The organism is Paenibacillus sp. J31R120 (assembly GCF_056269225.1).
The window spans coordinates 437,351-462,156 of the sequence record NZ_JBWDNN010000004.1 but is presented as its reverse complement, the minus strand read 5'-3'; the positions used below and the strand labels follow the sequence as shown (position 1 = coordinate 462,156).

At 53.6% G+C, this 24,806-nt stretch carries 19 protein-coding genes; 1 reads left to right on the top strand and 18 read right to left on the bottom strand.

Going from position 1 to position 24,806, the window contains the following annotated elements; genetic code table 11:
- Window positions 1-24: 24 nt before the first annotated feature.
- Entirely contained in the window at window positions 25-1,746 is a 1,722-nt protein-coding gene (locus tag AC0YNW_RS17585) for an amylo-alpha-1,6-glucosidase (protein ID WP_475833034.1), read from the bottom strand.
- A 227-nt stretch (window positions 1,747-1,973) separates the two neighbouring features.
- Here AC0YNW_RS17585 and AC0YNW_RS17580 point away from each other — a divergent pair, with 227 nt between their 5' ends.
- Window positions 1,974-2,594, top strand: a complete 621-nt coding sequence (locus AC0YNW_RS17580) for a hypothetical protein (RefSeq protein WP_475833033.1) — start codon at window positions 1,974-1,976, stop codon at window positions 2,592-2,594.
- Between the two features lie 139 nt (window positions 2,595-2,733).
- On the opposite strand, the gene AC0YNW_RS17575 is transcribed toward AC0YNW_RS17580, so the two are convergent.
- The 17 genes from AC0YNW_RS17575 to AC0YNW_RS17495 all read right to left on the bottom strand — a co-directional run bounded on the left by AC0YNW_RS17575 (window position 2,734) and on the right by AC0YNW_RS17495 (window position 24,749).
- On the bottom strand, window positions 2,734-3,384 hold the full coding sequence (locus AC0YNW_RS17575; RefSeq protein WP_475833032.1) for a nitroreductase family protein: 651 nt from the start codon (window positions 3,382-3,384) through the stop codon (window positions 2,734-2,736).
- A gap of 90 nt (window positions 3,385-3,474) precedes the next feature.
- The gene (locus tag AC0YNW_RS17570; protein WP_475833031.1) at window positions 3,475-4,110 is read right to left on the bottom strand and encodes an NAD(P)-dependent oxidoreductase; all 636 of its coding nucleotides are present in this window, start codon (window positions 4,108-4,110) and stop codon (window positions 3,475-3,477) included.
- A 28-nt stretch (window positions 4,111-4,138) separates the two neighbouring features.
- Entirely contained in the window at window positions 4,139-5,005 is an 867-nt protein-coding gene (locus AC0YNW_RS17565) for a VOC family protein (protein WP_475833030.1), read from the bottom strand.
- A 186-nt stretch (window positions 5,006-5,191) separates the two neighbouring features.
- Window positions 5,192-5,443: a glutaredoxin family protein gene (locus tag AC0YNW_RS17560; RefSeq protein ID WP_475833029.1), complete on the bottom strand. Its 252-nt coding sequence runs from the start codon at window positions 5,441-5,443 to the stop codon at window positions 5,192-5,194.
- Window positions 5,444-5,464: 21 nt separating this feature from the next.
- Entirely contained in the window at window positions 5,465-7,711 is a 2,247-nt protein-coding gene (locus tag AC0YNW_RS17555; protein ID WP_475833028.1) for a heavy metal translocating P-type ATPase, read from the bottom strand.
- A 381-nt stretch (window positions 7,712-8,092) separates the two neighbouring features.
- Window positions 8,093-9,211: a Gfo/Idh/MocA family protein gene (locus AC0YNW_RS17550; RefSeq protein WP_475833027.1), complete on the bottom strand. Its 1,119-nt coding sequence runs from the start codon at window positions 9,209-9,211 to the stop codon at window positions 8,093-8,095.
- A gap of 73 nt (window positions 9,212-9,284) precedes the next feature.
- Window positions 9,285-10,589 (bottom strand): MFS transporter, encoded by a 1,305-nt coding sequence (locus tag AC0YNW_RS17545; protein ID WP_475833026.1) that lies wholly within the window; start codon window positions 10,587-10,589, stop codon window positions 9,285-9,287.
- 391 nt (window positions 10,590-10,980) lie between these two features.
- Window positions 10,981-12,195, bottom strand: a complete 1,215-nt coding sequence (locus AC0YNW_RS17540; RefSeq protein ID WP_475833025.1) for an NAD(P)/FAD-dependent oxidoreductase — start codon at window positions 12,193-12,195, stop codon at window positions 10,981-10,983.
- A 3-nt stretch (window positions 12,196-12,198) separates the two neighbouring features.
- On the bottom strand, window positions 12,199-12,936 hold the full coding sequence (locus AC0YNW_RS17535) for a methyltransferase domain-containing protein (RefSeq protein ID WP_475833024.1): 738 nt from the start codon (window positions 12,934-12,936) through the stop codon (window positions 12,199-12,201).
- Window positions 12,929-14,110, bottom strand: a complete 1,182-nt coding sequence (locus tag AC0YNW_RS17530) for a type III polyketide synthase (RefSeq protein WP_475833023.1) — start codon at window positions 14,108-14,110, stop codon at window positions 12,929-12,931. The genes AC0YNW_RS17535 and AC0YNW_RS17530 overlap by 8 nt, the downstream gene beginning before the upstream one ends.
- 600 nt (window positions 14,111-14,710) lie before the next feature.
- Window positions 14,711-16,003: an extracellular solute-binding protein gene (locus tag AC0YNW_RS17525; protein ID WP_475833022.1), complete on the bottom strand. Its 1,293-nt coding sequence runs from the start codon at window positions 16,001-16,003 to the stop codon at window positions 14,711-14,713.
- Window positions 16,000-17,589: a response regulator transcription factor gene (locus AC0YNW_RS17520; protein ID WP_475833021.1), complete on the bottom strand. Its 1,590-nt coding sequence runs from the start codon at window positions 17,587-17,589 to the stop codon at window positions 16,000-16,002. The genes AC0YNW_RS17525 and AC0YNW_RS17520 overlap by 4 nt, the downstream gene beginning before the upstream one ends.
- 6 nt (window positions 17,590-17,595) lie before the next feature.
- Complete coding sequence (locus AC0YNW_RS17515; RefSeq protein ID WP_475833020.1) at window positions 17,596-19,401, bottom strand: cache domain-containing sensor histidine kinase; 1,806 nt, start codon at window positions 19,399-19,401, stop codon at window positions 17,596-17,598.
- A 126-nt stretch (window positions 19,402-19,527) separates the two neighbouring features.
- Window positions 19,528-21,324, bottom strand: a complete 1,797-nt coding sequence (locus AC0YNW_RS17510) for a glycoside hydrolase family 66 protein (protein WP_475833019.1) — start codon at window positions 21,322-21,324, stop codon at window positions 19,528-19,530.
- A gap of 184 nt (window positions 21,325-21,508) precedes the next feature.
- On the bottom strand, window positions 21,509-22,342 hold the full coding sequence (locus AC0YNW_RS17505) for a carbohydrate ABC transporter permease (RefSeq protein WP_387471293.1): 834 nt from the start codon (window positions 22,340-22,342) through the stop codon (window positions 21,509-21,511).
- A 12-nt stretch (window positions 22,343-22,354) separates the two neighbouring features.
- Entirely contained in the window at window positions 22,355-23,314 is a 960-nt protein-coding gene (locus tag AC0YNW_RS17500) for a carbohydrate ABC transporter permease (protein WP_475833018.1), read from the bottom strand.
- 112 nt (window positions 23,315-23,426) lie between these two features.
- Window positions 23,427-24,749 (bottom strand): extracellular solute-binding protein, encoded by a 1,323-nt coding sequence (locus AC0YNW_RS17495; protein WP_475833017.1) that lies wholly within the window; start codon window positions 24,747-24,749, stop codon window positions 23,427-23,429.
- Window positions 24,750-24,806: the final 57 nt, after the last annotated feature.

Below are 24,806 nucleotides of genomic sequence, written 5' to 3'. Positions count from 1 at the left end.
GTGTATCATGCCGGATGTCTCTCTTCAAACGGTGGAAATATGTTCCTTAGACGCATATTCATTCGCCAAAATGAGGAAGACGCTTGATGTCCAAGTGAACGCCCGGTCCCGCAACCCTTCGCCGGTCAAGGCATTGTAATTCTCCGCCATGCCGCTTATGCTCGCCATGCGACAGAAGCGTTCCGCAGCCGTTCCTGCAAGCCCGCTCTCTCCGGCGCTAGCCAGTCCGTCGGCCAACAGCATCATGACCGGCGCCCAGATCGGTCCGCGCCAGTAGCCGTCAGGCGAATAATAGGCGCTGCCGACGCTTTCGGTAGCAAAGCCATGCGCCGTCAGGAAGCGGCCTTCTTCCTCCAGCCCTGCAAGCAGATGTCGATAGAGCGGCTCCGGGAGACGCTTCCCGAGAATAATCGGCATATACATCAACAGGCTGTCGCCGCTGCGCTCCAGCTGTTCGTCGCGAACCCACGCACTTAATGATGTTCCATCCCAGAAGTGTTCGACCAATCGATCCGTAAGCGCTTTGGCACGATGCCCCCATTCTCTTCCTTCGTCATGCTTGCCCAGTTCATGGGCAACCTTCGCCAGCGTTTCACACTGAAGGATGAGGAAGGCGCATAGATCCGGTGTCTCAATCGGACCGCCGAAACGGAACACGGTACTGTTGTCCCAGCCGCTGTCATTGCCGTGCTGGTACTCTGGAATGCCGTTCCCATTGTCGTCACGTTCCTCAAACCACCAATTCGTCCATTTCACTAGCGGCTCGTATACTTCCGCAAGCTGCTCCTTGCCGATCCAGCCGGACCGCTCCATCATCCAGTTCAGCGTCCAGCCGTGGATAGGAGGCTTACAGCAATTCCATAGCGCATACTTGTCATTGATAAAGTCAGGCAGCGCTCCGCTTTCATCCTGCGCATCAAAGAAAATCATAAATTGATCCCAGGCCAGCTCAGGCTGATGACGGATTAGCGCCATGGCGTTGAAGCAGTGATCCCAGCTCCATATATTCGTCATCCAGTTCTTCGACATATACATAGCTGGTCTCGTCAACATGCCACGCTTCGGCACGACGCAGGACCAGGTAATGTAAGCTGCCAGCTTGCGTGCCTCGCTCCACTTGCCGTCTGACGGCAGCGTGCGGCTAAGCCATTCCCGGTACTCGTTCCCCACTTCCCGCTTGCAAGCCTCCAGCATCCGAGTTACCCGGATCGGCGGACGCACTGTCCAGAATTGCTCCAGCTTCACTTCAGCCAGTCCGCTCTCCGCATCCCTGCGAAGCTCGACAATGACATGGCTGCACTTCGTCCCCGACCATGGCGCGTCCACCGCCAGTTCGCCCGAGACGCTCTCCAGCATGAAGCGCGACTCTGTCGAGAAATGATTCACTTCCCAGCGTCCGTCCTTCATCGGCGAAGCGTAATCATAGCCTCCGCATACAAGCGTCAACCGGATGTTGACCCCGCAAGAGAAAAGCTGCATCGTTAGCTCGCCCGTCACACAGCATTCCGCATACCCATCCGCTGCCAGCAGCCGCACGCTTTCTGGCGATGCAATCACCTGACTGATGACTGCTTCACCCTCATGGATAAGCTCCAGCTTAAATACCGCTCCATGGCTGTTATCCCCGCCATGCACCGTGCGAATATAGATACCTTCCTCCAAGTCTCCCTGCTTCTTCAATGGAGATACAACAAGAAACGACCCGTAGCGGCTATAAGGCACTTGATGAAGATCATAAGTAAACATGGTCGGCAATTCCCCCTCGCATCAATGCAAATCTACTTTAAGTGTAGAGGAATTCGGTTCGTTAGCAGACTTGCATCAGTCGCTTATTGCTCTTCATTTTGTTCGGCCTGAGCTCCAAAAGCGCTTACATTCGTTCTTTTGTTGGTCAGGATTCTTCTTTTTGTCTTGAACAAATGGTTTATGTTAGATCATCCTTCTGCGTATAATAAAGGAGAATTGAAGTATAAATGGGTAAATTAGGATATGAGAGGGAGAGTTGTACAATGTTAATCAAAAAGAAAAGGACATTGTTTTCACTGGCCTTGGTTTTGATCCTTGCAGCAGCAGCTTACTATTATTTTACCATTTATCATTCTGTTCGTGACATATCTACAGCAGCCACTTATAAAGGCTATCCAACGGCAGAAGCATTGTTCTCAGGTGCTGATTTAGTTGTTATTGGAAGTCCGATTAAAAACTTTGATAATCGTGAAGTGCTTATGAAAGAAGGAGCTCCGGGTATTCTTATGTATATTCTCACTTCTACAGAAATTAATGTTGAAAAGGTATTGAAAGGGCCGAAAGAGGATGCTGTTGATCTTAAGGTGATTGAGCCAATCGGTCAAAGACAGACTATTAGAGGTAAAGAAAGAATAGCAATTGAAGGATATACGGCCATGAAAAAAGGCAGTCAATACTTGATATTTTTAAGCAAAAACACTTTTGGTCAATACGGTGTCATTAATATGCAAGCTGGTAAATTCAATCTGGATGGAACAGATCCAAATGATCTTTCAGGAGAAGAATCACATAATAAACAAAGAATATTTACAGAAATAACAACAGAATTTTCTAATGAATTAAAATGAGACGGGGATAAATCTCCACTATTCCTTAACTAATCACGTAGAAAATAAATGTAGCCCGGTCCTATTCGACCGGGCTACATTTATTTTTCATTCTATATTTACACGATCACTTCAGTGTATCCCTCAATCAACTTGCTGCTTATTTAAACACTTTCACACGCTCTTCAAGCGAACCGAATTGCTTCTCGCCTGCCGGAGCAACCGGCTTGCCGAACGGCATCTGAGCAAGCAGCTTCCAGCCGGCAGGAATGTTCCATTCTGCTTTCACCGCTTCGTCAATCAGCGGGTTATAATGCTGAAGGGAAGCGCCGAAGCCTTCAAGCTCCAGCGATGTCCAGATCACGAACTGCAGCATGCCGCTCGATTGATTGGACCATACCGGGAAGTTATCCGCGTAAGCTGCGAATTGTTTTTGCAGGCCTTCCACAACGGTTTGATCCTCGAAGAACAGCACTGTTCCGTAGCCGGCACCAAACGCATTCATCTTCTCTTGCGTTGGAGCGAATTGATCAGCAGGCACGATCGCCTTCAATGTATTGGTAGTGATCTCCCACAGTTTTTTGTGTTGGTCGCCCAGCAGCACGACAACTCTTGCGCTTTGCGAGTTGAACGAAGACGGCGTATACTTCACCGCATGATTGATGACTTCATGGATGCGCTCGTCCGATACGACCCCTTCATTGCTGATGCCATATATAGAGCGTCTTCCCTCAACGGCCGCGTAGAAGTCCATTGCTGCCGCTTCCGAATTTTTATTTCCTGCTCCAAATAAAGTGTCCATAATTCCCATTTTAAGTTCCCTCCGATTGGTTGTTCTTGTTGGTGAGTGACATATTCCTTATCCAATAAAGCTTTATCTATGTGTAACGCACCGGCCCGCTTACGCTTCGCCGACAACGGTGTATCTTTGGTTGAGATGTTTCGGATTTTCGATTTCATCTACTACCGCAATAGCATAGTCGGCATAGCTGATATAGCTGTCGCCCTTGGAATTGACAAGCAGATGATCCTGGCCGGATTCATACGCGCCTGTTCTTCTGCCTTCCGCATGGAAGAACGCCGAGGGACTAAGGAATGTCCATGTCACATCTTGCTGGTTCTGGAGAATCTCCAGGTTTTTGCCCTGATTCTGCGCTGTCGCCAGATAAGCCGCAGGGAAATCCGGCGTCTCGAATACGCGGACCGACTTGGCTTCGTCAACAAACAAGCTGCCTGCTCCTCCTACGACGAACAGGCGCACCGAAGTGCCTTTCAGCGCATCGATAAGCGCATTCCCTGCATCCACATGAAGATGCTCTTGACCGGGCGCAGCGCCAAACGCATTTACGACTATATCGAAAGAAGCCAGATCAGCTTGCTTCAGATCAAATACATCCTTCTCCAGCACGGCTGCGCCCGTTACTTGCACGCTCGCCTTGTTGCGGACAATCGCTGTCACTTCATGGCCTCTGCTAAGAGCTTCCTGTGCGATCAGCTTGCCTGCTTTGCCGCTTGCTCCGACGATACCAATTTTCATTGCTTTATACGCTCCTTTATTCGTTGGATCAGATTGCTGCTACTAATTGTAATGCTATTCCATTCGGGTCCTTCGTCCACAACGATCCCTCTCGCAGCTCCAGTTCTACGCCTAGCCGCTTCGCCCGCTGAACCGTCTCTTCCAGCTCAGTTGCATTCGGCACGATTATCGTAAAATGCTCGATACCCGTACCGTTTGGCTTCACAGGCGGCGCACCGGCTCCAGCCCATACATTAAGTCCCATATGATGATGGTAGCGGCCAGCCCCGATAAAGAGAGCGCCCATCTGCCGCATCAAATCCGCCTCTACCTCGAAGCCGATCGCATCGCAATAAAATTGCTTGGACTTATGAAGATCGCCGACATGGAAGTGGACATGGCCGATGACGGTGCCGTCTGGCAGCCCGTTCCACTCGCTTCCCTTCGCTTCCGCAAGCAAACCTTCCCAATCAATGGGATCTGTCGCCATCTTCACAAAGCCTTGCGCATCATATTCCCATTGTTCCCTCGGACGGTCCCGGTAAATCTCAATACCATTCAAATCCGGGTCAGATATATACAGCGCCTCGCTGACCAAATGATCCGCTTGCCCGATCTTCACGCCTGCATCCATCAATCTGCGAAGCGACAGGCCAAGATCCTTTCGGGTCGGCAGCAAAATTGCAAAATGATACAACCCGCTCGATGAACGGAGCGGCGTAATCGACGCGTTCGGCACTTCTTCCAGCACCAGCAGCACGTTACGGCCGTCGGCAGTCAGCTCTGCTATGCTTTCGGTTCGCGACAACACGCGGAAGCCGACAATATCTTCATAAAACTTGAGCGAGCGCTCCAAATTGCTGACTCGCAATTTGACTTCGCCTAAGCGCGTATCGGCATGCAGCTTGTTAGCCACGCGATCACCACCTTGTTTTTCACTTGTTACTTACTATTTGTAATTAAGTATATAATCAATATATACTTCAGTCAAGTGTTATATTTTCCTCCAAAAGTAGAATGCCCTCTTGCCGTTATTTCAAGCCTGCACACGCAAAAAGGATCAGGGAAACCAACGTCCCCCTGATCCTGCATCTGGCATGATTTAGTTCTGGCTCTGTCCGGTCAGAGAAGCGATCTCGGACAGATTATCGGCAAACCCGATGAATACATGGCCGTCAATGACGATCGTCGGAACAACCTGCTTGCCTGTCAATTCCCATACTTCCCTGCGGTACGCCTCCTCTTCCTCGCACCTCAGCTCCGTATACGACAGCCCGCGCTCTCCAAAATACCGTTTTGCAAAGGCACAATCGCTGCAAGTGGGAATCGTATAGATTTTTATGGAATGGTCCATTGAATATCCCTGCCTTCTGAGTTATATCTTCATACGCTGCAGACGGAGCGCATTCAGTACAACGGATACCGAGCTCAGCGCCATGGCCGCGCCCGCCACCCATGGGGCCAGTAAGCCAATCGCCGCGATCGGGATGCCCAGCGTATTGTAGCCAAGCGCCCAGAACAGATTCTGCTTAATGTTCGACATTGTCTTGCGGCTCATCATGATGGCATCCGGAATGCTTGACAGATCGCCCCTCATCAGCGTCACATCTGCCGCTTCCATCGCCACGTCAGTTCCAGTGCCAACCGCCATGCCGACATCTGCCGTAGCCAGCGCCGGTGCATCATTGATTCCATCGCCGACCATCGCTACCTTTTTGCCCTGTGCCTGCAGCTTCTTCACTTCCTCGGCTTTGCCCTCCGGCAGAACCTCAGCAAGTACATGATCGATGCCGACTTCGGACGCTATCGCTTTGGCGGTCCGTTCATTATCCCCTGTAATCATGACAACCTCAATGCCCATGCTTTTCAGTCTCGCTATTGCAGCTGGCGAGGAATCCTTGATCGTGTCCGCTACTGCAACCATGCCTGCATACTCGCCGTCCACCGCTGCCAGCATCGCAGTTTTGCCTTCCATCTCAAGTGCCGTCATAGCCTTCAATGCGTCTTTCGCTTCTATTTGATAGCGTTCCATCAGCCTTCTTGTACCTACGAGCACGTCCCGGCCATCGATTGTCGCACTTATGCCGAAACCAGGGATGGCTTGGAAGGATTGTGCATCTACAAGCTTGATACCGCGAGCTTCAGCGCCTGCTACAATGGCTTCCGCAAGCGGATGCTCCGAGCCTTTCTCTGCCGATCCTACCAAACGCAGAAGCTCTTCTTCATTCCATGCCGTTACGACATCTGTCAGCTCAGGCTTGCCTTTGGTTACCGTACCTGTCTTATCCAGAACAACCGTATCGATGCGATGAGTACCTTCCAAATGCTCGCCGCCCTTGAAGAGAACGCCCAGCTCTGCCGCACGGCCGGAGCCCGCCATGATCGAGGTTGGAGTCGCCAGTCCAAGCGCACAAGGACATGCGATAACCAGAATCGCAATCGCCTTCTCCAGCGAGCCGCCGAAGTCGCCCGGCGTTACGATAAAGTACCATACCAGAAATGCCACAACAGCTATCGCTACTACAATAGGTACAAAGATGCCGGAGATGACATCCGCAACCCGCTGAATCGGCGCTTTCGAGCCTTGCGCATCTTCCACAACTTTAATAATTTGTGCCAATGCGGTATCTTTGCCGACCTTCGTCGCTGTAATGCGCAGCAAGCCGTTTTTGTTAATGGTGGCGCCAATGACATGGTCGCCTGTATTTTTCGTCACGGGGATACTCTCGCCCGTCAGCATGGATTCATCTACAGCCGAGCTTCCTTCAAGCACCTGGCCGTCTACCGGAATTTTTTCGCCCGGCTTCACAATAACAATGTCGCCTTTTAGTACTTCTTCAATCGCAACGGCGCGTTCTTCACCATCGCGAATGACGAGCGCTGTCTTCGCCTGTAAACCCATCAGCGACTTGATGGCTTCCGAGGTCCGGCCTTTGGCCAGCGTCTCAAACAGCTTGCCAAGTACCACGAGCGTGATCAGAACGGCGCTAGTCTCGAAGTACAGGGACGGGCCGTGTTGCACAGAATGGCCGTGATGCGCGGACGCTCCGTCCGCCCACCACTGAAGCGTCAGGTAGATGCTGTAGAAATAAGCCGCCGATGTTCCCAATGAAATCAGCACATCCATATTCGCGCTTCGGTTGCGAAGCGCCTTATAGGCTCCCCTGTAGAACGGCGCGCCTACATAGAATTGTACTGGCGTAGCCAATACTAACTGGAACCACGGATTCATGAACAAATCCGGTACGTACATCCATGTAGTAAATGAGAAGTGGCCGACCATACTCCAGAGCAGTGGAAGCGAGAGTAGCGCAGACAGGATAAGCGTCAGCTTATGCTTTCTCGTCTCACGGGAACGATGCTCCTGCGTCTCTTTCTCTTCTGCCTTCAGCGCCGCGGCATAACCCAGCTGCTTCACCTTGCTCTGCATATCTTCTACGGAAATCTCCGAAGACGAGAAGCTGACGCTGGCGGTCTCCATTGCGAAGTTGACGCTGGCCTGAGACACGCCCGGCATTTTGTTAAGTCCCTTCTCAATGCGGTTAGCACAAGCCGCGCAGGTCATGCCGGATATATCAAATGTCACTTGATCGTTGCTTGCCGTTAAAGCTTCCTGTTTCATATTGAACACTCCTATGCTTCTTGATCAATTTATAAGTTCATCTATTCCTCACTTCTTCACTCCGCATCAGCTTTCGCTCTCTTATCGGGATGGATGAGGAACCTTTCATTTCCTGTCGACATCATCAGTATACCCCGTACCCCTATATTCGTCAACGAAAAATTACAATACCCCCGTACCGTATTTTATTGTTATTAAAAAACCGACATGCTACTTCGTTTTTAGAATCGTCTTATTTCGCTAAAACTAAAAAACAACCTGGCATACGTGCTAGGCGCAGATTACGTCAATCCTTTTATAGCATGCATAAAAAAGCCTTGAAGTACCTATTTGATCATAGGGCTCAAGGCTTTCACTATAACAAGAGATCGTATTTCGTTTCTATTCCACCGATCGAACCGGCACCCAGCGCCGTTCCTCTGCTGCCTGCATGACAGCCTCCATAACAGACTGTGCGTAATATCCGTCGGCAAAGGTAGGCGCGTCGGCTGATGCTTCCGCTGTACCTTCCTTTCGGTCGATGATGCGGTCGATCCACTTCCATACCTCATTGCGGTCCGTCAGCCGCCAAGGCCTGAAGCTCGTCTCCGAGGACGGTTCGTCTTCATTCCACGCAGGGAGACCATCCTCCTGAAGATCCACTACCGTCTTACCGCCTTCATGCAGCGTATAAGACAAAGCGGAACCTAGATGGCTGACGGCAAATTCGATAATGCCGAGTTGTCCATTCAGATGAATACGAATCGTCTGCCCCTTCGTCCCCTGATGCTCGATCCAGCTCGTACGGAACGTATGCTGCGCACCCTGCAAAGAACGGGCTAAGAAGATGACGGCGTCCGCCGCCGCATCCGGGTTCATATCCCGATGCGCGAACGTGGCATCCGCGCTAACTTCCGATAAGCCGTCTCCGGTTACATATTGTGCCAAATCGATCAAATGAGATCCCAGATCCGCAAGTACGCCGCCTATGCCGCCCTTCGCAATGGAGCCTCTCCAGCCCGGAGGCCCGGCGACGCCATAGTCTCCTGTATATTCAAAATGCCCGGATTGCAGCCGGCCGATTAGACCTTCCTCTACCATTGCCTTTATTCGGCGCACTCCGGGATGTTCCCTGTACGTAAAATTAACGCCATGGATCATTCCGCTTCTCTCCGCGAAACGCATCATCTGCTCCGCTTCCTTCAAGTTAAGCGCCAATGGCTTCTCGCTCATCACGTGGACGGCCCGATTCATGGCCGCTTCCGCGATCGTCACATGCACATCGTTGGGCGTAATGATACATATGCCGTCAAGACCCGCTTGCTCCAGCATCTCCTCATAAGAGCCGAATACATGCGGAATGCCGTATTTGTCCGCCATCCGTCTCGCGCTTCCGCCGCCTTCGCTGCATATGGCATGCAGCTGCGCATTCGGATGCATCTGAACGACCGGCAAATACCACAGGTCTGCAAACCAGCTTGCTCCGACTAATCCTATTTTCACTTGCTCCTGCTCAGCCAACCGCAATCCCTCCTCGATTGATGTTGTCTTGCCGTCAATTCCCGCGCAAGCGCCAGGCCTATCCTGCAACAGTCTATTGCTCAGGTCCCGACTCGCGTCTTGTCTCTATTGTAGTATAGGCTGCGCCTTGTTGCACGGAAATGCCTGTTCCGGATACTTTTTGTACAATAATGACTTTGCGCCAAAGCAGCCCCCCTAAGACAAGACTCAATAAAGCCATAACGATGACACCGGCGATGACAGCCTCTTGAAGCGATCCCCACTCCGCCCATAATCCGAGTACAATCGACGTCAGCATAATGAGAATGGCTTCGATAAAGCCGTTCATACTGCCGAATCGGCCCATCATCCCCACCGGAATGTTATTTTGATAGAATGTCGCAAATCCCGCATTGGCGAAGGCGATAAAAAACGCAAGAATAAAAAATCCGGCTGCCGCCATTCCAAAAGCAGAGGAGGTCGCATACAGCAAATATCCTCCGCTTACGCCAAGCACGCCGAGTCCAATTAATGCCGCTGTCGGCACTCTTCCTGCCACCAACGTATTGACCAAAGCGCCTGCGATAATGCCCGCTCCGGAGACGCTTACCAGCATGCCGTAGCTGCTCTCCGACAGACCCAGCACCGTCAGGGCAAATACCGCCTCCAGCGAATCGACGGCCGAAGCCATGACCATCATAATAGCGCCGAACAGCAGGCATACAGCCGTAATGTATACATGCGAACGATAGAATCTCAGCACCGTTCCCCAGTCCGCCTTAATCACGGACCATTCCAGCTTGCTGCTATCCTCTTGGGCAAATACGCCCTTCTCCAAATTCGGCATGAGCAGCGTAATCAGCCCGGACAAGAACATGGCGGCGGCGTTGATATAGATCGCCATAACCGGAGAGCCTGCAAGAAACAGCAGTCCGGCAATAGCCGGACCGATCAGGAAGGCGCCGGAGCCGATCAGCGCATTCAGCGAGTTGAAGCGCGGTCTTTGGTCTGGCGGAATCAGCATCGTAATATACGTGCCGGAGGCCGGTCCAAATACGGAACCTGCCATTTGGATAAAGAATACCAAAACGTATATATACCAGATGGACGAGTAGAGAGGCAATAAAACGATAAGACCTGCTCTTAGCACATCCAACAGGACCATCAGGCTGCGCTTGTTCGTCCGGTCTATGAGACTGCCCGCCCACAAACTACTGGCCAGCGTAGCTAATGGACGAATCAAATAGAGCACGGACACCGCCAACGCGGACTGCGTCATATCATACACAATCAGATTCAGCGCGATAAAATAGATCCATTCCCCGACATTGGATATGCCGATGCCGAATAATAGAATGAACGGATACTTCCACTTTTCCAACCAAACATTCCTCTTCATAGATGTGGCTCCCTTCACCTCATGATGATCAACAACAAAAAAATCCCACCCCCAAGACTTTTGGTCTTGGGGGCGAGATTGATCATCGCGGTGCCACCCCATATTCGCCAGCCTGTCGCCAAGCCGGCCTCTTCAAGTACGGCATGAAACATGCTTATACTCTAGCCCTGTAACGGGAGCACCCGTCACACCATCCCGGGGCTGGTCGCACCCGTTCCAATGTGCCGCTCGGAGGCTTGGTTCGGCCGTATGTCCGATGACTCCTTCGCAGCTGGCGGAGCTCTCTGTACAGGGACATGGAGGCTTACTCTTCTCGTCATTGCATTTGTGATACTCTACCAGATCGCCCCGCCGGTTGTAAACCACCCATTCACAAAAAATGATCGCAACGCTAACGGACACGCAATCTCGTAGCTTGAATCATGCCTCTCGCCGCCCGCGGGGCCAGCCTTGCAAGCGCAGGCAGCGCACGGGACAGAAAAGCGGAGCTGAGCAGAAATTCTGCGAACCGTCCCCAGCGCAGCGGCCTGCTGAATTCCCGCATAATGGCCTCCTTATATTCACGTTCCCAGCCGTCTAGCGAAAGTTCACCGCGCAAATATCGGTCTGCATAATCCGAGCAAAGCTCAGCGGAGCGCAGCGCCATCGACATGCCGTCCCCGCACAGCGGCGGAATGCGGCAGATGGCATCGCCGATTAGCGGAATGCCGCTCCATGCCACTGGACGCATGCTGATTCGAACAGGCGATACGGCGGCGGCTGTATCAGGCAGCGGAATTAGCGCCTCAATCCTTTCACGTAGAGACGGATGGCGGCGGGCCGCCTCCTCCAGCATCGCGGATACGGAGCGGTGCTTCGAGGGAATGTCGTCTCGATCAAGCAAGGCCGCGATATTCACCTTTCCATCCTCCACCCCGTTAATCCCTGCGTACCCTCCCTGGAAGAAATACAGTTCTACTGCGCTATTCTCCTGTACGCTTAGCGGAGTGGGATCTGCCATCCGGTAATGCATTTTTACACCGACGAGGCCGGATACTTGGGCCGAAAGGCCTGAGCCCCTGTCACGGCTGGTCAGATTGCCCTTGCGTGAACGAGACGGCTGGCTCCCGTCCGGCCGCTCGCTTGCCTGTCCTGCCCCGCCCCAAGCCGCGATAACCGCACGCGCCCGCAGCACTTCTGTCTGGCCTCCGCTTCGCAACGTCAGCGAATAGTGCCCATCCTGCAGCCCCGCCGACAGGACGGTTGCGCCTTCCCGAATCCTTGCGCCCGCCGCCTCAGCCTCCTGATGAAAGGAGGCATCCAGCCTATAGCGGCTTATGCCAAGTGCTGCACCCGGCAGCGGAAGCCGAATGACGCCTCCATTCTCCAGATACAAGCTCGTACGGGTAATCAGACTAGGCGACAACCCTTGTACGGCCTCCAGCAATCCAAGCCGGGCAAGCGTCTCCTGGGATTCCGGCGACAAAAATTCTCCGCATACCTTATGCCGAGGGAATCGCTGCCGGTCCAGCAGGACAGTGTTCCACCCCTTCGAAGCAAGCGACTTCGCTGCCGCGCTGCCTGCCACCCCGGCGCCGAGCACCGCGACATCATAGATCGTTGTCATGGGTCACCACCTCCCATGATGCTTGCCGCCATCCTTTCTAATCATGACCGAATACCGGAACAACGGCCGCCAGACATATTTGAATGCCGATGGACCAAGCGATAACGCCTTTCGCAGCCTCCCCCAGTCTTCTCCCCGGAAGCCTTTGGCAACGGAGAGGGGTCCGTCATGCCGGATATAAGGATTGCGTGAAATAAGCCGGGTCGTCAGCCATACGGACAGCCACGATACGGGATGACGATGGATATCATTAATAACAACGCCAATGCGCGATGCCCGCATCATCTGCCTGACCGCCCGTTCCAGCTCATGTCCGGTGAAATGATGCAGAAATTGAGTGCCCGTCACCACATCCGCCGAATCGGCCTCCAGCTCGAACAGATCGCCTTGGCATACACGCACCCGCGACTCGTTCCAAAAGTACAGGCTTGCCTCCTTCACTGCTTCCTCGGTCGTATCGACAAGCGTCACATTAAGGCGTACCCCCTCCTCCAGCGCCCATTGGAGAAGCTTCCTGTTCACATCTCCCGAGCCGGCCCCGATATCCAGAATCGACAGCTCCTTGGGTGAACCCGCCGCCTTCCACAATCGCTTCACGCCGTATAGGGTCGGGGAAGCTGCGCCGAACAGGCGGTTCAGCCGGCGCAGATGAACCAGCGCTTCTTGCAGCTCCGGTCCGCCCTGTGTCCTATCGTCCATGTATTCGGGCTTCAATTCCCGATTCTGAAGAGCTTTAAGCATAAGCATCAGCCTCTGGAACGCCTTCTAACGAACCTCCCGCCTTGCGAGCTTGCGGAGTTGGCGAATAAGCGATGCGGATCATCTCGGCGGTGACGCCGGGGCCGAAGGCAAGCGCCACGCCCGCCTTGTAGCCGGCCTTCTCTTCGCGGAGCGTTCGCTTCATCTCGCTCAGCACAAACAGAATCGTAGCCGAGGACATATTGCCGTAATTCCGCAGTATCGTTCGGCTGGCGGAGGTCTGGCCATCGCTCAGCGCAAACGTCTCCTGCAAGGTATCGACAATGCCTCTGCCGCCGGGATGGATAGCCCACAGTTCCGGCTTTGGCACACCATCCAGCAGTCGGTCAACTTCGGCCGGAACATGCTCACCGATCAGCCGGGGGATCGATGGCGACAGGTACAGGTCGAACCCATGGTTGCCCACCTCCCAGATCATCTCCCCCGCGCTGCCGGGCAGCAATACTGATCTCTCGTCTCCCAGCAGGAATACGTCCCGGTGATGTACCTCCGGTCTCCCCACTACGCAAGCGGAAGCGCCGTCCCCGAAGAAGGATGCTCCATATAGCGCCTCCCGATCGCTAGAGGGCTGGATATGAAGCGTGCATAGCTCCACGCATACGACCAGCGCCTTCGCACCGCTCTGATTCTCAACAAGCCCTTTGGACAAACAGACCGCCTTCAAGCCCGCCGCGCAGCCGAGGAACGTAAGCGGTATCCGCGCAACGGTCGGACGGAGCCCAAGCTCTCCCATTAACGCGGCGTCGAGTCCCGGCAGAAACTGTCCCGTACAGCTCACGGTAATTAAATGCGTAATGTCCTCTGGATGTGTCCCGCTATCCGCCAGCGCCTTCAATGCCGCCTCTGCCGCAAGCGGAACAGATGACCGCTTGTACACTGCCATGCGCCCGCTTGTCGAAGGCACTTCCGCTTGCCCGTCCGCACTCGGAAAGTACCTGCAGCTTGATGCGGGCTCAAGCAGATTCGGCTCGCAGGTATAGCGGCTCTCGACGCCACATTGTCGGAATATTCGCTTCGCCCACCGGCTGGAATCCGAATGTCCGGCACCTGTCAGCGCCTCCGTCAGCCTGCGAGACGTATCCTCTTGATCCATTCGATAGGGCGGCACCGCCGTCCCCAGTCCCAATATTGCCGTATCCGATTGCTCTATGCTCATTATCGCATCCCTCTTTCCCTCAATATTCAGACTTGTCCCCCTATCTGACCGTCAGACAAGCCGCCTGTTAAGGAAAGTGTATTCGAGCTTGTACGGGATTATGAAGAAAGACGGCAGCCATATAAAGCAGAACCCCTTTCTGAATAAGATTTGGAGCCAAGGAAACGCAAAAAAGTCCCGTCCCTTGCAATTGGCAAGAGGCGGGATCGGACGCGATCTTATGCGAGTTAAGAATGATCTCCCGTGGAGTGGCGGAGCTTCAGCTCATGCGGCACCCAAATCTTGACGGGTATCGTATATCGCCGGTTCAAATAGTCGAGCAGCGTACCCGTCTCGCACATTTATGCGTTTCTGGCACCGCTAAACTCCTCAAACACCCCGTTTCGCGTTCCTCACATCACTATTCCCCTCCAATCAAACTTCTCTCGCAAATAAGCGTTTATTACTCTGCCAGTTTCCTCTAACTCCCCCGATGCGCCAGTCGGCCTAGTGTGCTTCATTCCTAGCGAGCCGATAACGTTGCACAAACACACACAATAAAAAGCGGTTAACCGGAGGCTTAGCTCCCCATTAACCGCTTTTTCACCATACCTTTGGCTCTTACGATGAGCCAAGCAACGCGTCCATCTTCCGCGCAGTATCATCTAACGTCTCTTCGACATCCTTGCCCCGCATGAACATATCCTCCATAGCCGCATTGTACAGCTTCTCGATCTCATTCCACTGCGGGATTGGCGGGCGGTAGAAGGCATCTTCGATCCCTTCCATATACGGTGCCAAATAGCGGATTACAGGGTTATCCGAATGGCGTCCCGCTTCAAAAGCTTCCGTATTGGCCGGAATCAGCCCCGCATCCATCAGCTTCAGCTGCGTTTCCTTGTTCGCCATCCAGCTCATGAAGGTCCAAGCCTCTTCCTTGTTGCGCGCCCCCTTCGTCATGACCAAGCTCTCTCCGCCCATGATGGAACGGTATTCTCCATCGCTTGGGAACGGCACCGGCTTCGTACGCTGCAGCAAATCGACCTCCGTATTGGCGATATTAAGGAGGATGCTGTAATACCATGGACCTTCGTCTATCATCAGAAAACGGCCAGGCGCATAGACCTCCCGCCATAAGTCAGCATTCCCTTTCAACAGCCAAGGATTAATAATTCCCTCCTTGTGCAGCTGGAGCAGCTCCTTCATCGCGCTTATGCTGGCCGGGCTATTCAGATACCCTTCCGTCCGCGAGAACGAAGGGTCAGCCAGATTGCCCCCAAGTGCAAAGAAATAAGGCAGGCTGTTCCATAGATCAATATCTGACATCCCGAGCGAATAACCGTGCTCACGGGCCAGCTTCACCGTCTCAGCGAAGGAAGTCGGAGGCTCGGAGATGTCCAGCTTCTCTAGCAATTGAACATTGTACAGCGCAGCCTTCGTGGTCATGTTAAGCGGAAGCCCGTATACATGGCCGGCGTAACGGTTCGTATCCATCATGCGGCCCTGCAATTGGTCGGACACCTCCGCATAACCCGGAAAAGACTCGATCGGATATAGCAATTCCCGCTGCGCGAATACCGGAATCCAGGTATAATCCATCCGGATAATATCCGGCGTCTTCCCCGCTGAAGCCCGGGCTTGCAGGGCGGAATGATACTCCTGGTTATGCGTCTGCCTAACAGACTCAATGACGATACCCGGATGCTCCGCTTCGAATGCCGGAATCACTTCCTTCTCGAACAATATCGTCTCCTCATCGCTGTACGTATGCCAGATGACAATCGTTTTCTGAGGCTCGTCGCCCAGCTTCTTGACCGTACCGGGATCGTCGATAATCGAATTGCCCAGACAGCCAGACAGCAATACGGCAAGCACCGCCATAAGCGCCAACGACCGCATCATCCGAAGCGTCACTCTCCCCCTCCTCCCCTCTCGCAGCAACCCTCTGCCTTATGCAGCTTCTGTTCCCGGTAATCAACCGGCGATTGTCCCGTCATCTTCTTGAACAGCTTACTGAAATATTTCACGTCATTGAAGCCCGATAGCTCGGCAACTTCATAGACCTTCAGCTCCGAGCCGGCCAGCAGCTCCTTCGCCCTCTGGATACGCAGCGTAATGACGTAATCGATGAAATTATGGCCTGTAACCTTCTTGAACAGGATGGAAAAATAGTTTTTGCTCACGTGAACAATATCCGCCACTTGCTGCAGCGTCATCGTCTCCAGGTAGTGGGTCCGAATGTACTCCAGCGCCTTGTCGATGGGGTGGCTGAAGCCTGGAGCGTCGAAGTCTGAGCGGGTTTTGCGCAGCTCACCCGCGACAAGAAGGAGTGTGTCGCATAATTCCGCCAGCGTCTCCGTCTTGAACAACCGATCGAATGATTCTACGAGCGCATACGGATCAACTTGATGCTTGAACATAATAGAGAGGACACGGCTCGCTTCTTCCTTGAGCGCAAGCGGAGGACAACCGCCCTGCGACCAATCTTCCTTCCACTCCGCCACGAGAGTCTGAAGCTTCTCGTCAACCAGCCCCTCCGCCTCCTGATACATGGCGGGCAGCCGCATGCCTTCCCTGTCGCGGGAACTTGCGGACTCGCTCGAATAGATGCCGCTCCCTTCGAAGAACCCTCTGTCGGAGGCTTCCTTGCTGCCGAGGAAGACGGAGCGGATATCTCCGGCTCCCCAGCCCTCGGCATAACCGATTGTGAGGCCGGCGCCGCCTTCGCTCTCCAGCTTATCTCGAAGCCGCAGCAGCCTTTCCCGCAGCTCAGCAGCACGCTCTGCTGACGCAGCGTCAGGCGCCGGCATGAGATAAAACAGCTCATGCTCCCCCGACTGAACCGCCAGCCCTTCCGGCTCGGCTCCGTACAACACTTCGGTCAATTGCTCCATTAATACGGATTTGTACAAATAACCTTGCTGCTCTTCAATATAGTAGACACGGTTGGGATGAATAAGGAGACCGGCATATTCCTCATTAAGCCACTCCGGGTAAGCTCCCACAGGCAGGCTCCCGCTTCGCTGCAGCAAGTGCTGCTTAAGGTCGCTCTCATAGCTTTTGCGAAGCTTCACCCGCTCCTCTCTGCCGGACAGACTCATTCCGCCGTCTCCCCCGCCTTCTCTCTGCAGCATGCCGATACATCTGCGGACGACCTGCACCAGCTCCTCCGGCTCCAGCGTATGCTTCAGAATATAATCCGCTACGCCCAGCTTCAGTCCCTCGCGCACATATTCAAAGTCATTATGGCTGCTTACCAGAATCACCTTCATGCCGGGGTTCAGCGACAGCGCCTGCTGCGTCAGGGCCAGCCCGTCGAGCACCGGCATCTTGATATCCGTGATCAAAAGGTCGATCCGGCGAGTCTCCATCAGCTGCAGCGCTTCGGCTCCGTTCGCGCAGTCCGCCGCGATCTCGACGCCTTCGCGCTCCCAATCCACGGATGCTTTGATGCCGTATCGAATAATCGGTTCATCATCCACAATCATCGCTTGCCACATTAAGCCTCACCCTTCCTGCCGCGATGTTCTCTTCGGATGCAGCACGACTTTCGCTAGCGTGCCGCCTTGTTCACGGGCTTGGATTTCCACCCCTGAGCCCCTGTCAAAATAAAGCCGCGTACACTCGTACACATGCTGCAGACCAATGCCGGATTGTCCGTCCCTTACGGCTTTTTCAACCGACTCCAGCATCTTCTCTTTGCCCGGCAGCAGACCAATGCCGTCATCCTCCACCTCGATGATCGTTGCGCTTCCTTCCCGCCTTACCGTTATAACAATCTCGCCGTCGCTGTCCTTCGGCACAATACCGTGGAAGATCGCATTCTCTACGAGCGGCTGAATGAGCATTCTCGGCACAAGCAGCTCTGCTGCTGCATTATCCTTGTGGATCGTCAGCGCGAATCTGCGGTTATAGCGCATCTCCAGAATAACCAGATACTTTTCGATAATGTCCAGTTCTTCAGCGATTGTAACGAAGTTGCCCTTCCGCCCCATGTTCGCCTCCAGCAGCCGGGTCAAGGCGGAGATGCCTTCATAAGCCTTGTCGGATTGTCCATACTTAATCAGCCATCTGATCGTGCCGAGCGTATTGAACAGGAAATGCGGATTAATCCGGTGCACCGCCGCCCGCAGCTCCGCCTCCTGCTTCAGCTTCTGTTCCTCCGACACTTGTTCCATCAAGAGGTTGATGTCGCTGATCATTTTGTTGAACTGATGACTCATCAGGCCGAATTCGTCATTCGTGTCCACATCCGTCCGCACCGTCAGATCGCCTTTCTGTACGAGCCTCATACCCCGGGTCAGCTTCTGGACAGGCCGCGTAACACGGCTGGCAATGACAAGTCCCATGCCGATGCCGAGCAAGGTGAATACGCCGAAGGACAATAGAATGGTACGATGCAGCGCGCTCAGCCGGTCCGTTATTTCATGTACAGGCACGGTGCCAACAAGCAACCAGCCGTTGCTCAGCGTCTGCTTAACGCCGTAATAAGGCACGTCCCCGTTCTGGAATTCAAACTCGATATACGGATCGCGAATATGCGCAAGCAACTCCCCGTTCTCCACCACCCCGCCAATCTGCGACGTGTCGGAGGCGACCATAATGCGGCCTCCCTCATCCACCACAAGGAAGCTTCCCGTCTGGCCCAGCTTCATCTCCTCAATCTTGTCGATGACCTTGCGGCCGTTCAGATTAACCACAATGTAGCCGAGTGTCTCCTCATTCGCATCGCTATGAATCGCCCGCCCGATCGGCAGCACCATCTCGGTATTGTCACCGCCGCTGCTAAGCTGATCCGCCCGAATCTCATGCCAGACGAGCCCGCCGTCCAGCGCTCTGGCTTCCTTCGCCCATGACTGGGCCTCCACGTCATAACGCGCGAGCTTCACCTTGGAGAATGTGCCGCTTCCCCAGCCTGTCGCCGGGTCCTTCAACACATACACAATGCCGACGAACGAGCTGGAATAGACAATATTGTTCAGGAAGCTCTCCATATACTTTTCGTTCTCGCGCCATAACAGCAGGTCCTCTTCACTTGTCGGGTTATTCACAAGCACATGCTGCACGCGGGAGTCGATATAGATCATGTCCGAGACATCACTGCCCGCGTTGAAGATGAAGGACAGGGAATCCGCGCCTTGCTTCGCAATCTGGACGGACGCCTCGCGGACGTTCTGCTTGACCGTGGAATTGGATACGACGTAAAAGGAGACGCTTGTGAATAGCGTCGGAATGAGAATAACGAGCACAAAAGCTGCAATCATTTTCGTTGTAAAAGACATTCGCATCCTCATACGCAATAATTCCCGCATACTGCCCCTCCTCCCTAACGGCTTGTTCCCTCATTGTAGTACATTCTGAATACGATTAGACATGCGATATCTCAAGTTCTCCGGACAACGACGCAAAGACGCCCCCTCCGGGCGTCTTGCGCTTCATTAGTATTCCAGCACAACCATATTCCAGTATTTCAGATGCGGCAGTGCAAGCTCCACAGCCCCGTTCTTCTCGGTGAACTCCAGCGGCAGGGCCGATCCGTTGTAATAATCAGGTGAAGCCAGCCACGCTTTCTTCACTTTGCCGTCCGCCTTCACGGTCAGCTTCAGATCGGCAATCTCCTTCGGCTCCGCTTGCGAAGCCTTATTGTCCTGCCATTCCATCACGGTCGCATCGTTGAAATTGATCAGATGCAGGATCGTCTTGTCCTGCGCCTCCTTCGCGAAGCTCCATACCTTGCCTCGCTCCGGCATCGCCGACAGCTCTGCTCCCTCTGCCGCCGCAACGTCCAGCTTCTTGTCGACCGTTCCGTCACGCAGCAGATTCTGATATGCGGTCATGAAGTCGTAATACGACACCAGCGCCTCTTCCAGCTCCGCCGGAATGGACAGATTGCGGTTCGGGAAATATTCCTTCGCCAGCATGTTCTCGCCCAGCTCCAGATGGGAGCCGCCGGAGGCGAAGATAACGGCGTCGGTCAGCAGCACGCCCGGCGTATTGAATTCCCCTCGGGAGTCCGCATGATCATAGTTCATATAGGCTGCAAATACCGTATTCAGCTCCCCCGCACTGAACTTCAGATTTTGGTCCACGATCTCCTTCAGATTGCGGTATTGCGGATGCGCGTCCCATACCTCCGTATACAGAAACTTCACAGGCGTCTTGGCAATGTAGCTCTGTCCGAACTGTCCGACAGCATTCATTACATAATCGACATCAACGGCTTTCTTCGCCGCATTCATGAACGGAACATAAGTCTCCGGCAGATTGACCTTATCGGCATTGCCGTCATACAGGATGCCCCGGTCGCCAAGCTGATCGACATGCCAGCCATCGAAAGGCAGATGCTTGAACACTTCCTGCTCCGCCTGGAACAGATAGTTCTGCCATAGCTCATTCGCCGGGTTCATCAGCATAATGTCGCTGACCCAGCTGTCCGGCAGCGGATGGCGGTCCTGAGTGGCAAGCAGCGGATCTCGGAACAAGCCCCATTCCCGCTTCACGCCATCCTTCTCCGCGTCCTCGAACGCGCCGAAAAGCAGATTGTAGTTCATCGCCTTCATATTTTTGCTATGCGCGAGGTCGATATAGCCCTTCACCGTATCGTACGAGACTAGCCGGCCCGCAATCTCCGGCCACTCGCTCGCCGGCTGGCCGTTATCCAGCTTCATCGGTATATGGTGCTTCCACTGCCAATCGTAGAACTGAATGCCATTAATACGGAAACGGTTCAGCCGATCGACCGTTTTCTCCTGCTCGCCCGCGTCCATCGCCATAAAGTCGGCCAAGTAGCCGTAACGCGGGAATTTGCCCCAATCGGACGAGACATCCACTGCAATGTTCGTATGGTCAACGATCTCTTTGCCCTGCTTCAAAAAAATTTCCGCCATATACCCCTTATAATCATCGGAGGAAGGCTTCCACTCCCATTGCACCTCCGCCGCCGATCCGTCCCACTTGATCGTCGACTCGCCCATGGTCCGGTCGAGATGCTTGTAGCGAACGATCAGATCGCCGCCCTCCTCCGATGGCTTCATGGTCAGCGTGTAATGAACCGGGTCTCCGGGGTTATATCTCGCCTTGTCTGTCGTGACATACGCCAGCAGACCGGCATCACCAGCTTTCTGCGGATCGACGACTGCTTGCTTGCCGCCCAGGCAGCCAGCCAGCAATCCAGTAATGACGAGTACGCTGGCGCATACCGCTGCTGTTTTTTTGCGAAAAACATATCCTGGCATCGTAGTCTCCTTGTATTGGGATTCGTTATCGTTCGGTATGTCCCTTATCGCCAAGCCGCTCCATGCGCAGCGCCTGACGACCTTGGCTAGGACTTGACCTCTGAATGCAATCTGCACTCTGGCGCTTGATCAGCCCGATGGCTGAGCGCAATCTGCATTCTGCCGTTTGACCAGCCGATGGCTTTTAGCCCTTCACGCCGCCCTCGTTGTAGCCGGACTGAACAAATTTTTTCTGGAATATGATGTACAGCAAAATAACCGGCAATAACGCAATCATCGAAGCCGCGAATACTTGGCCATAGTTGGTCGAATATTTGTCATTGAACATAAGTATGGCAATTGGCAGCGTGCGCATAGCTTCGCTCTTGATCAAGGTCAGCGCCAGGAAGTATTCCTCCCATGTGCCCTGGAAGATGAAGATCGCCAGCGTGCCAAGCGCAGGCAGCGATTGGGGCAGGTAGATGTTCCAGAAGATGCGCCAGTTGCCCCCGCCGTCGATCAGAACGGATTCCTCCAGCTCCTTCGGTATGCTCTCGAAGAATCCGCGCAGGAAGAAGACGTTCCCAATGACGCCGCCTGCTATATAGACAAGCCATAAGCCGCTGTACGTATTGACGAGCCCCATATCCTTAATAATGACAAACTGCGGAATAATGTTGATGACACCCGGGATGAACATGGTCAACAGGAAGATCCGGAAGACCAGCTCCTTGCCAGGAAATGTGAATCTCGCAAAACCGTATGCGGTCAGCGCCCCGAGAAACAGCGAGCCTACCATCGCAACCGAAGTGACGATAACACTGTTCATGAAGTAGTTCACAAAGTTGTTTTTGTTCCATACAGTCACGTAGTTGGCGAAGTTGATTTTGACCGAAAAAACTTGTTCCGGCTTAGGCAGTGTATTGGTGCCCTGAAAGAAGGTCGTCAGAATCATATAGATGAACGGGAAGACAAAGAGAAGAGCGCCCGTTATGATGATCGCGTAGACGACGATCTTGTTGATAAGTGATGTTTGCATAGGCGATCCTCCTTAGAACATTCTCTGTCTTCCGATTTTTTTCATCTGCGTATACGTTAATATAAAGACGAGCACACCCATCATGACGCCCATAGCCGACGCCGGGCCAAACTTCAAATTCTGGAACGCTTCGATATAGATCAAGCTCGGAATAACATGCGTCTGGTTCATCGGCCCGCCTTGCGTAATAAAGTACACTTGCGGGAAGAAGCCGAATGCACCGTTAATTAAATTGATTACGATGAATAAGGTAATCGGCTTGAGCAGCGGTATCGTAATCTTCCAAAACTTCTGGCCTGCATTCGCCCCGTCGATCTCAGCTGCCTCATACAGATCCTTCGGTATCCCTTGCAGTGCGGCAAGATAGATCACGACGCCCCAGCCGACTGTCTTCCAAATATGGAACAGCCAAATCATGACCATAGCGGACCAATAGTTGTTGCGCCAGGAGATCGGCTCGGCGATCAGGCCCAATTGCTTGTGAAGAATGAAATTGATAAAGCCTCCGTCACCGTCCGCGAACAAATATTTGAACAGCAGCGCGATGATAATCCATGAGGTGACGATCGGCAAGTAGTAGATGGTGCGGAAAGCAAGTTTGAATTTGACGAATCGGGCGTTGATCATGACGGCAAAGAACACCGCCAAAAACCAGTTGACCGGCACCGTCGCTGCCACGTTCAGGAATGTGTTGCGCAGCGCGATCAGGAAGCGGTCGTTCGGGTCCTGGAACACCCGTGTGTAGTTATCGAAGCCGACCCACGGATTCGCCGCATTCGGCATAATGCTGTAATCCTGAAAGCTGATCATAATGTTGCGGATCATAGGATAAATGACGAATACGGCGATGCCGATAAAGCCGATCGCGACAAAAGGCAGCACGGTCATCCATTGCTTCAGGCCCAGCTTGAACTTGCGTTTGCGCATCATAGGCAGTTGCTTCGTATCCGGTGTTAATGCGGAATCGGGCATAGGCGGAAGCCCTCCTTTCACTGGTTGAAATCATGTCTGGTTGTTGCAAGGAGGAAAGGGCGGCTTCGCCGAAGCAGCCGCCCCGCAAAGTTACCCTTCCCGTTGATGTTGCTTATTTCAAAATCGCTTCGATCTGCTTCACCGCTTCATCCAGCGCAGGCTTCGGCTCTTGCTCACCTCGAATCGCTTTCTCGAACGCCAGGTTGAAGATCGCTTCCACTTCGCCCCATTGCGGGATCGGTGTGCGTGGCAATGCCGTCTCCAGCTGCTCCACGAACGTATCGACGAATGGGATATCCATCGACTTCATCGCATCGGCTGCCGTTTTGTTGGAAGGAATCAGACCTGTCTCCGCCATAATTTTTTGCGGCTCTTCTGTCAGCATCCACTTCGCGAACGTCCATGCTTCCTCCGGATGCTTCGAATTCGCGAACATGACCAGATTCTCGCCGCCGATGACCGAACGGCTGCCGCCGTCTCCCGCAGGCATAAGCGCTCTAACCGTCCCCTCCAGCGGATCGAAGCCCGTCGCTTCCTTCTCTGCAATCTTCGTGCTGTAGAACCAAGGGCCGTCATCGCTCATCAAGTATTCGCCGCTGATGATGCCATCCCAAGTGCCTGGCTCGCCGCCCAGCATAACTGGAAGCACCAGACCTTTGTTGTTCCAATCCATAATCGTTTGCAGCGCCTTCACGCTTGCCTCGCTGTTCAGATAACCGTCAGCTTTGGTGTAATCGTCGTTCGTGATGGAGCCGCCGAGGCTCCAGAACCACGGAGCGAGACCCCAGGCATGAATGCCGGATACGCCCATGCCGTATTTGCCCTTTGCCTTCAGCGTTTCTGCCGCAGCGACCAGCTCATCTATCGTTTTCGGAGCTTCTGTCAAGCCCGCTTCAGCAAGAGTAGCCTTGTTGTAAATCGCAACCTTCGTATTCGTGTTGACCGGTACGCCGTAGTAGCCGTTGTTGAAATAGTTCGTCGCCATCGGCGCATCGAATACGCTAGCTTTCAACTCATCGAAGCCATCCAGCTTGCTAACCTCCATCAGCGCGTTCTGAGCTGCGAACTCCGGCACCCATACGATATCCATGCGCATCAGGTCTGGAGCGGCATCACCGGCTACACCGGCAATGACTTGCTGCTTCAGCCCTTCATAAGGCATGCGCGTGAGCTTCAGCTCGATGTTCGGATACGCTTCCTCGAAGGCAGGCTTGATTTTATCGGTCAGTACCACCTCTTCGGCGTCGCTGTACGTGTGCCAATATTCAATCGTTACTTTTTTGCCTGCGGGCTTGTCAGTTCCGCCGTTCCCCGTTCCTGTACCGCCATTGCCCGAAGACCCGATATTGCCTCCGTTGCCACCTGAGCACGCGGCCATTACAAATACGAGAACAAGCGCCATAACGGCGATTGCCGCTTTTCTTGTCTTTTTCATTCTCTATTGCTCCCCTCACGATTGGTGTGTGATCCATAGGTCTATTATCACCCACGG

Coding starts and splice junctions, on each gene's coding strand:
- AC0YNW_RS17585 (WP_475833034.1), bottom strand. CDS start 1,746: ATGTTTACTTATGATCTTCATCAAGTGCCTTATAGCCGCTACGGGTCG.
- AC0YNW_RS17580 (WP_475833033.1), top strand. CDS start 1,974: ATGGGTAAATTAGGATATGAGAGGGAGAGTTGTACAATGTTAATCAAA.
- AC0YNW_RS17575 (WP_475833032.1), bottom strand. CDS start 3,384: ATGGGAATTATGGACACTTTATTTGGAGCAGGAAATAAAAATTCGGAA.
- AC0YNW_RS17570 (WP_475833031.1), bottom strand. CDS start 4,110: ATGAAAATTGGTATCGTCGGAGCAAGCGGCAAAGCAGGCAAGCTGATC.
- AC0YNW_RS17560 (WP_475833029.1), bottom strand. CDS start 5,443: ATGGACCATTCCATAAAAATCTATACGATTCCCACTTGCAGCGATTGT.
- AC0YNW_RS17555 (WP_475833028.1), bottom strand. CDS start 7,711: ATGAAACAGGAAGCTTTAACGGCAAGCAACGATCAAGTGACATTTGAT.
- AC0YNW_RS17545 (WP_475833026.1), bottom strand. CDS start 10,589: ATGAAGAGGAATGTTTGGTTGGAAAAGTGGAAGTATCCGTTCATTCTA.
- AC0YNW_RS17540 (WP_475833025.1), bottom strand. CDS start 12,195: ATGACAACGATCTATGATGTCGCGGTGCTCGGCGCCGGGGTGGCAGGC.
- AC0YNW_RS17535 (WP_475833024.1), bottom strand. CDS start 12,936: ATGCTTAAAGCTCTTCAGAATCGGGAATTGAAGCCCGAATACATGGAC.
- AC0YNW_RS17530 (WP_475833023.1), bottom strand. CDS start 14,110: ATGAGCATAGAGCAATCGGATACGGCAATATTGGGACTGGGGACGGCG.
- AC0YNW_RS17520 (WP_475833021.1), bottom strand. CDS start 17,589: ATGTGGCAAGCGATGATTGTGGATGATGAACCGATTATTCGATACGGC.
- AC0YNW_RS17515 (WP_475833020.1), bottom strand. CDS start 19,401: ATGCGGGAATTATTGCGTATGAGGATGCGAATGTCTTTTACAACGAAA.
- AC0YNW_RS17510 (WP_475833019.1), bottom strand. CDS start 21,324: ATGCCAGGATATGTTTTTCGCAAAAAAACAGCAGCGGTATGCGCCAGC.
- AC0YNW_RS17505 (WP_387471293.1), bottom strand. CDS start 22,342: ATGCAAACATCACTTATCAACAAGATCGTCGTCTACGCGATCATCATA.
- AC0YNW_RS17500 (WP_475833018.1), bottom strand. CDS start 23,314: ATGCCCGATTCCGCATTAACACCGGATACGAAGCAACTGCCTATGATG.
- AC0YNW_RS17495 (WP_475833017.1), bottom strand. CDS start 24,749: ATGAAAAAGACAAGAAAAGCGGCAATCGCCGTTATGGCGCTTGTTCTC.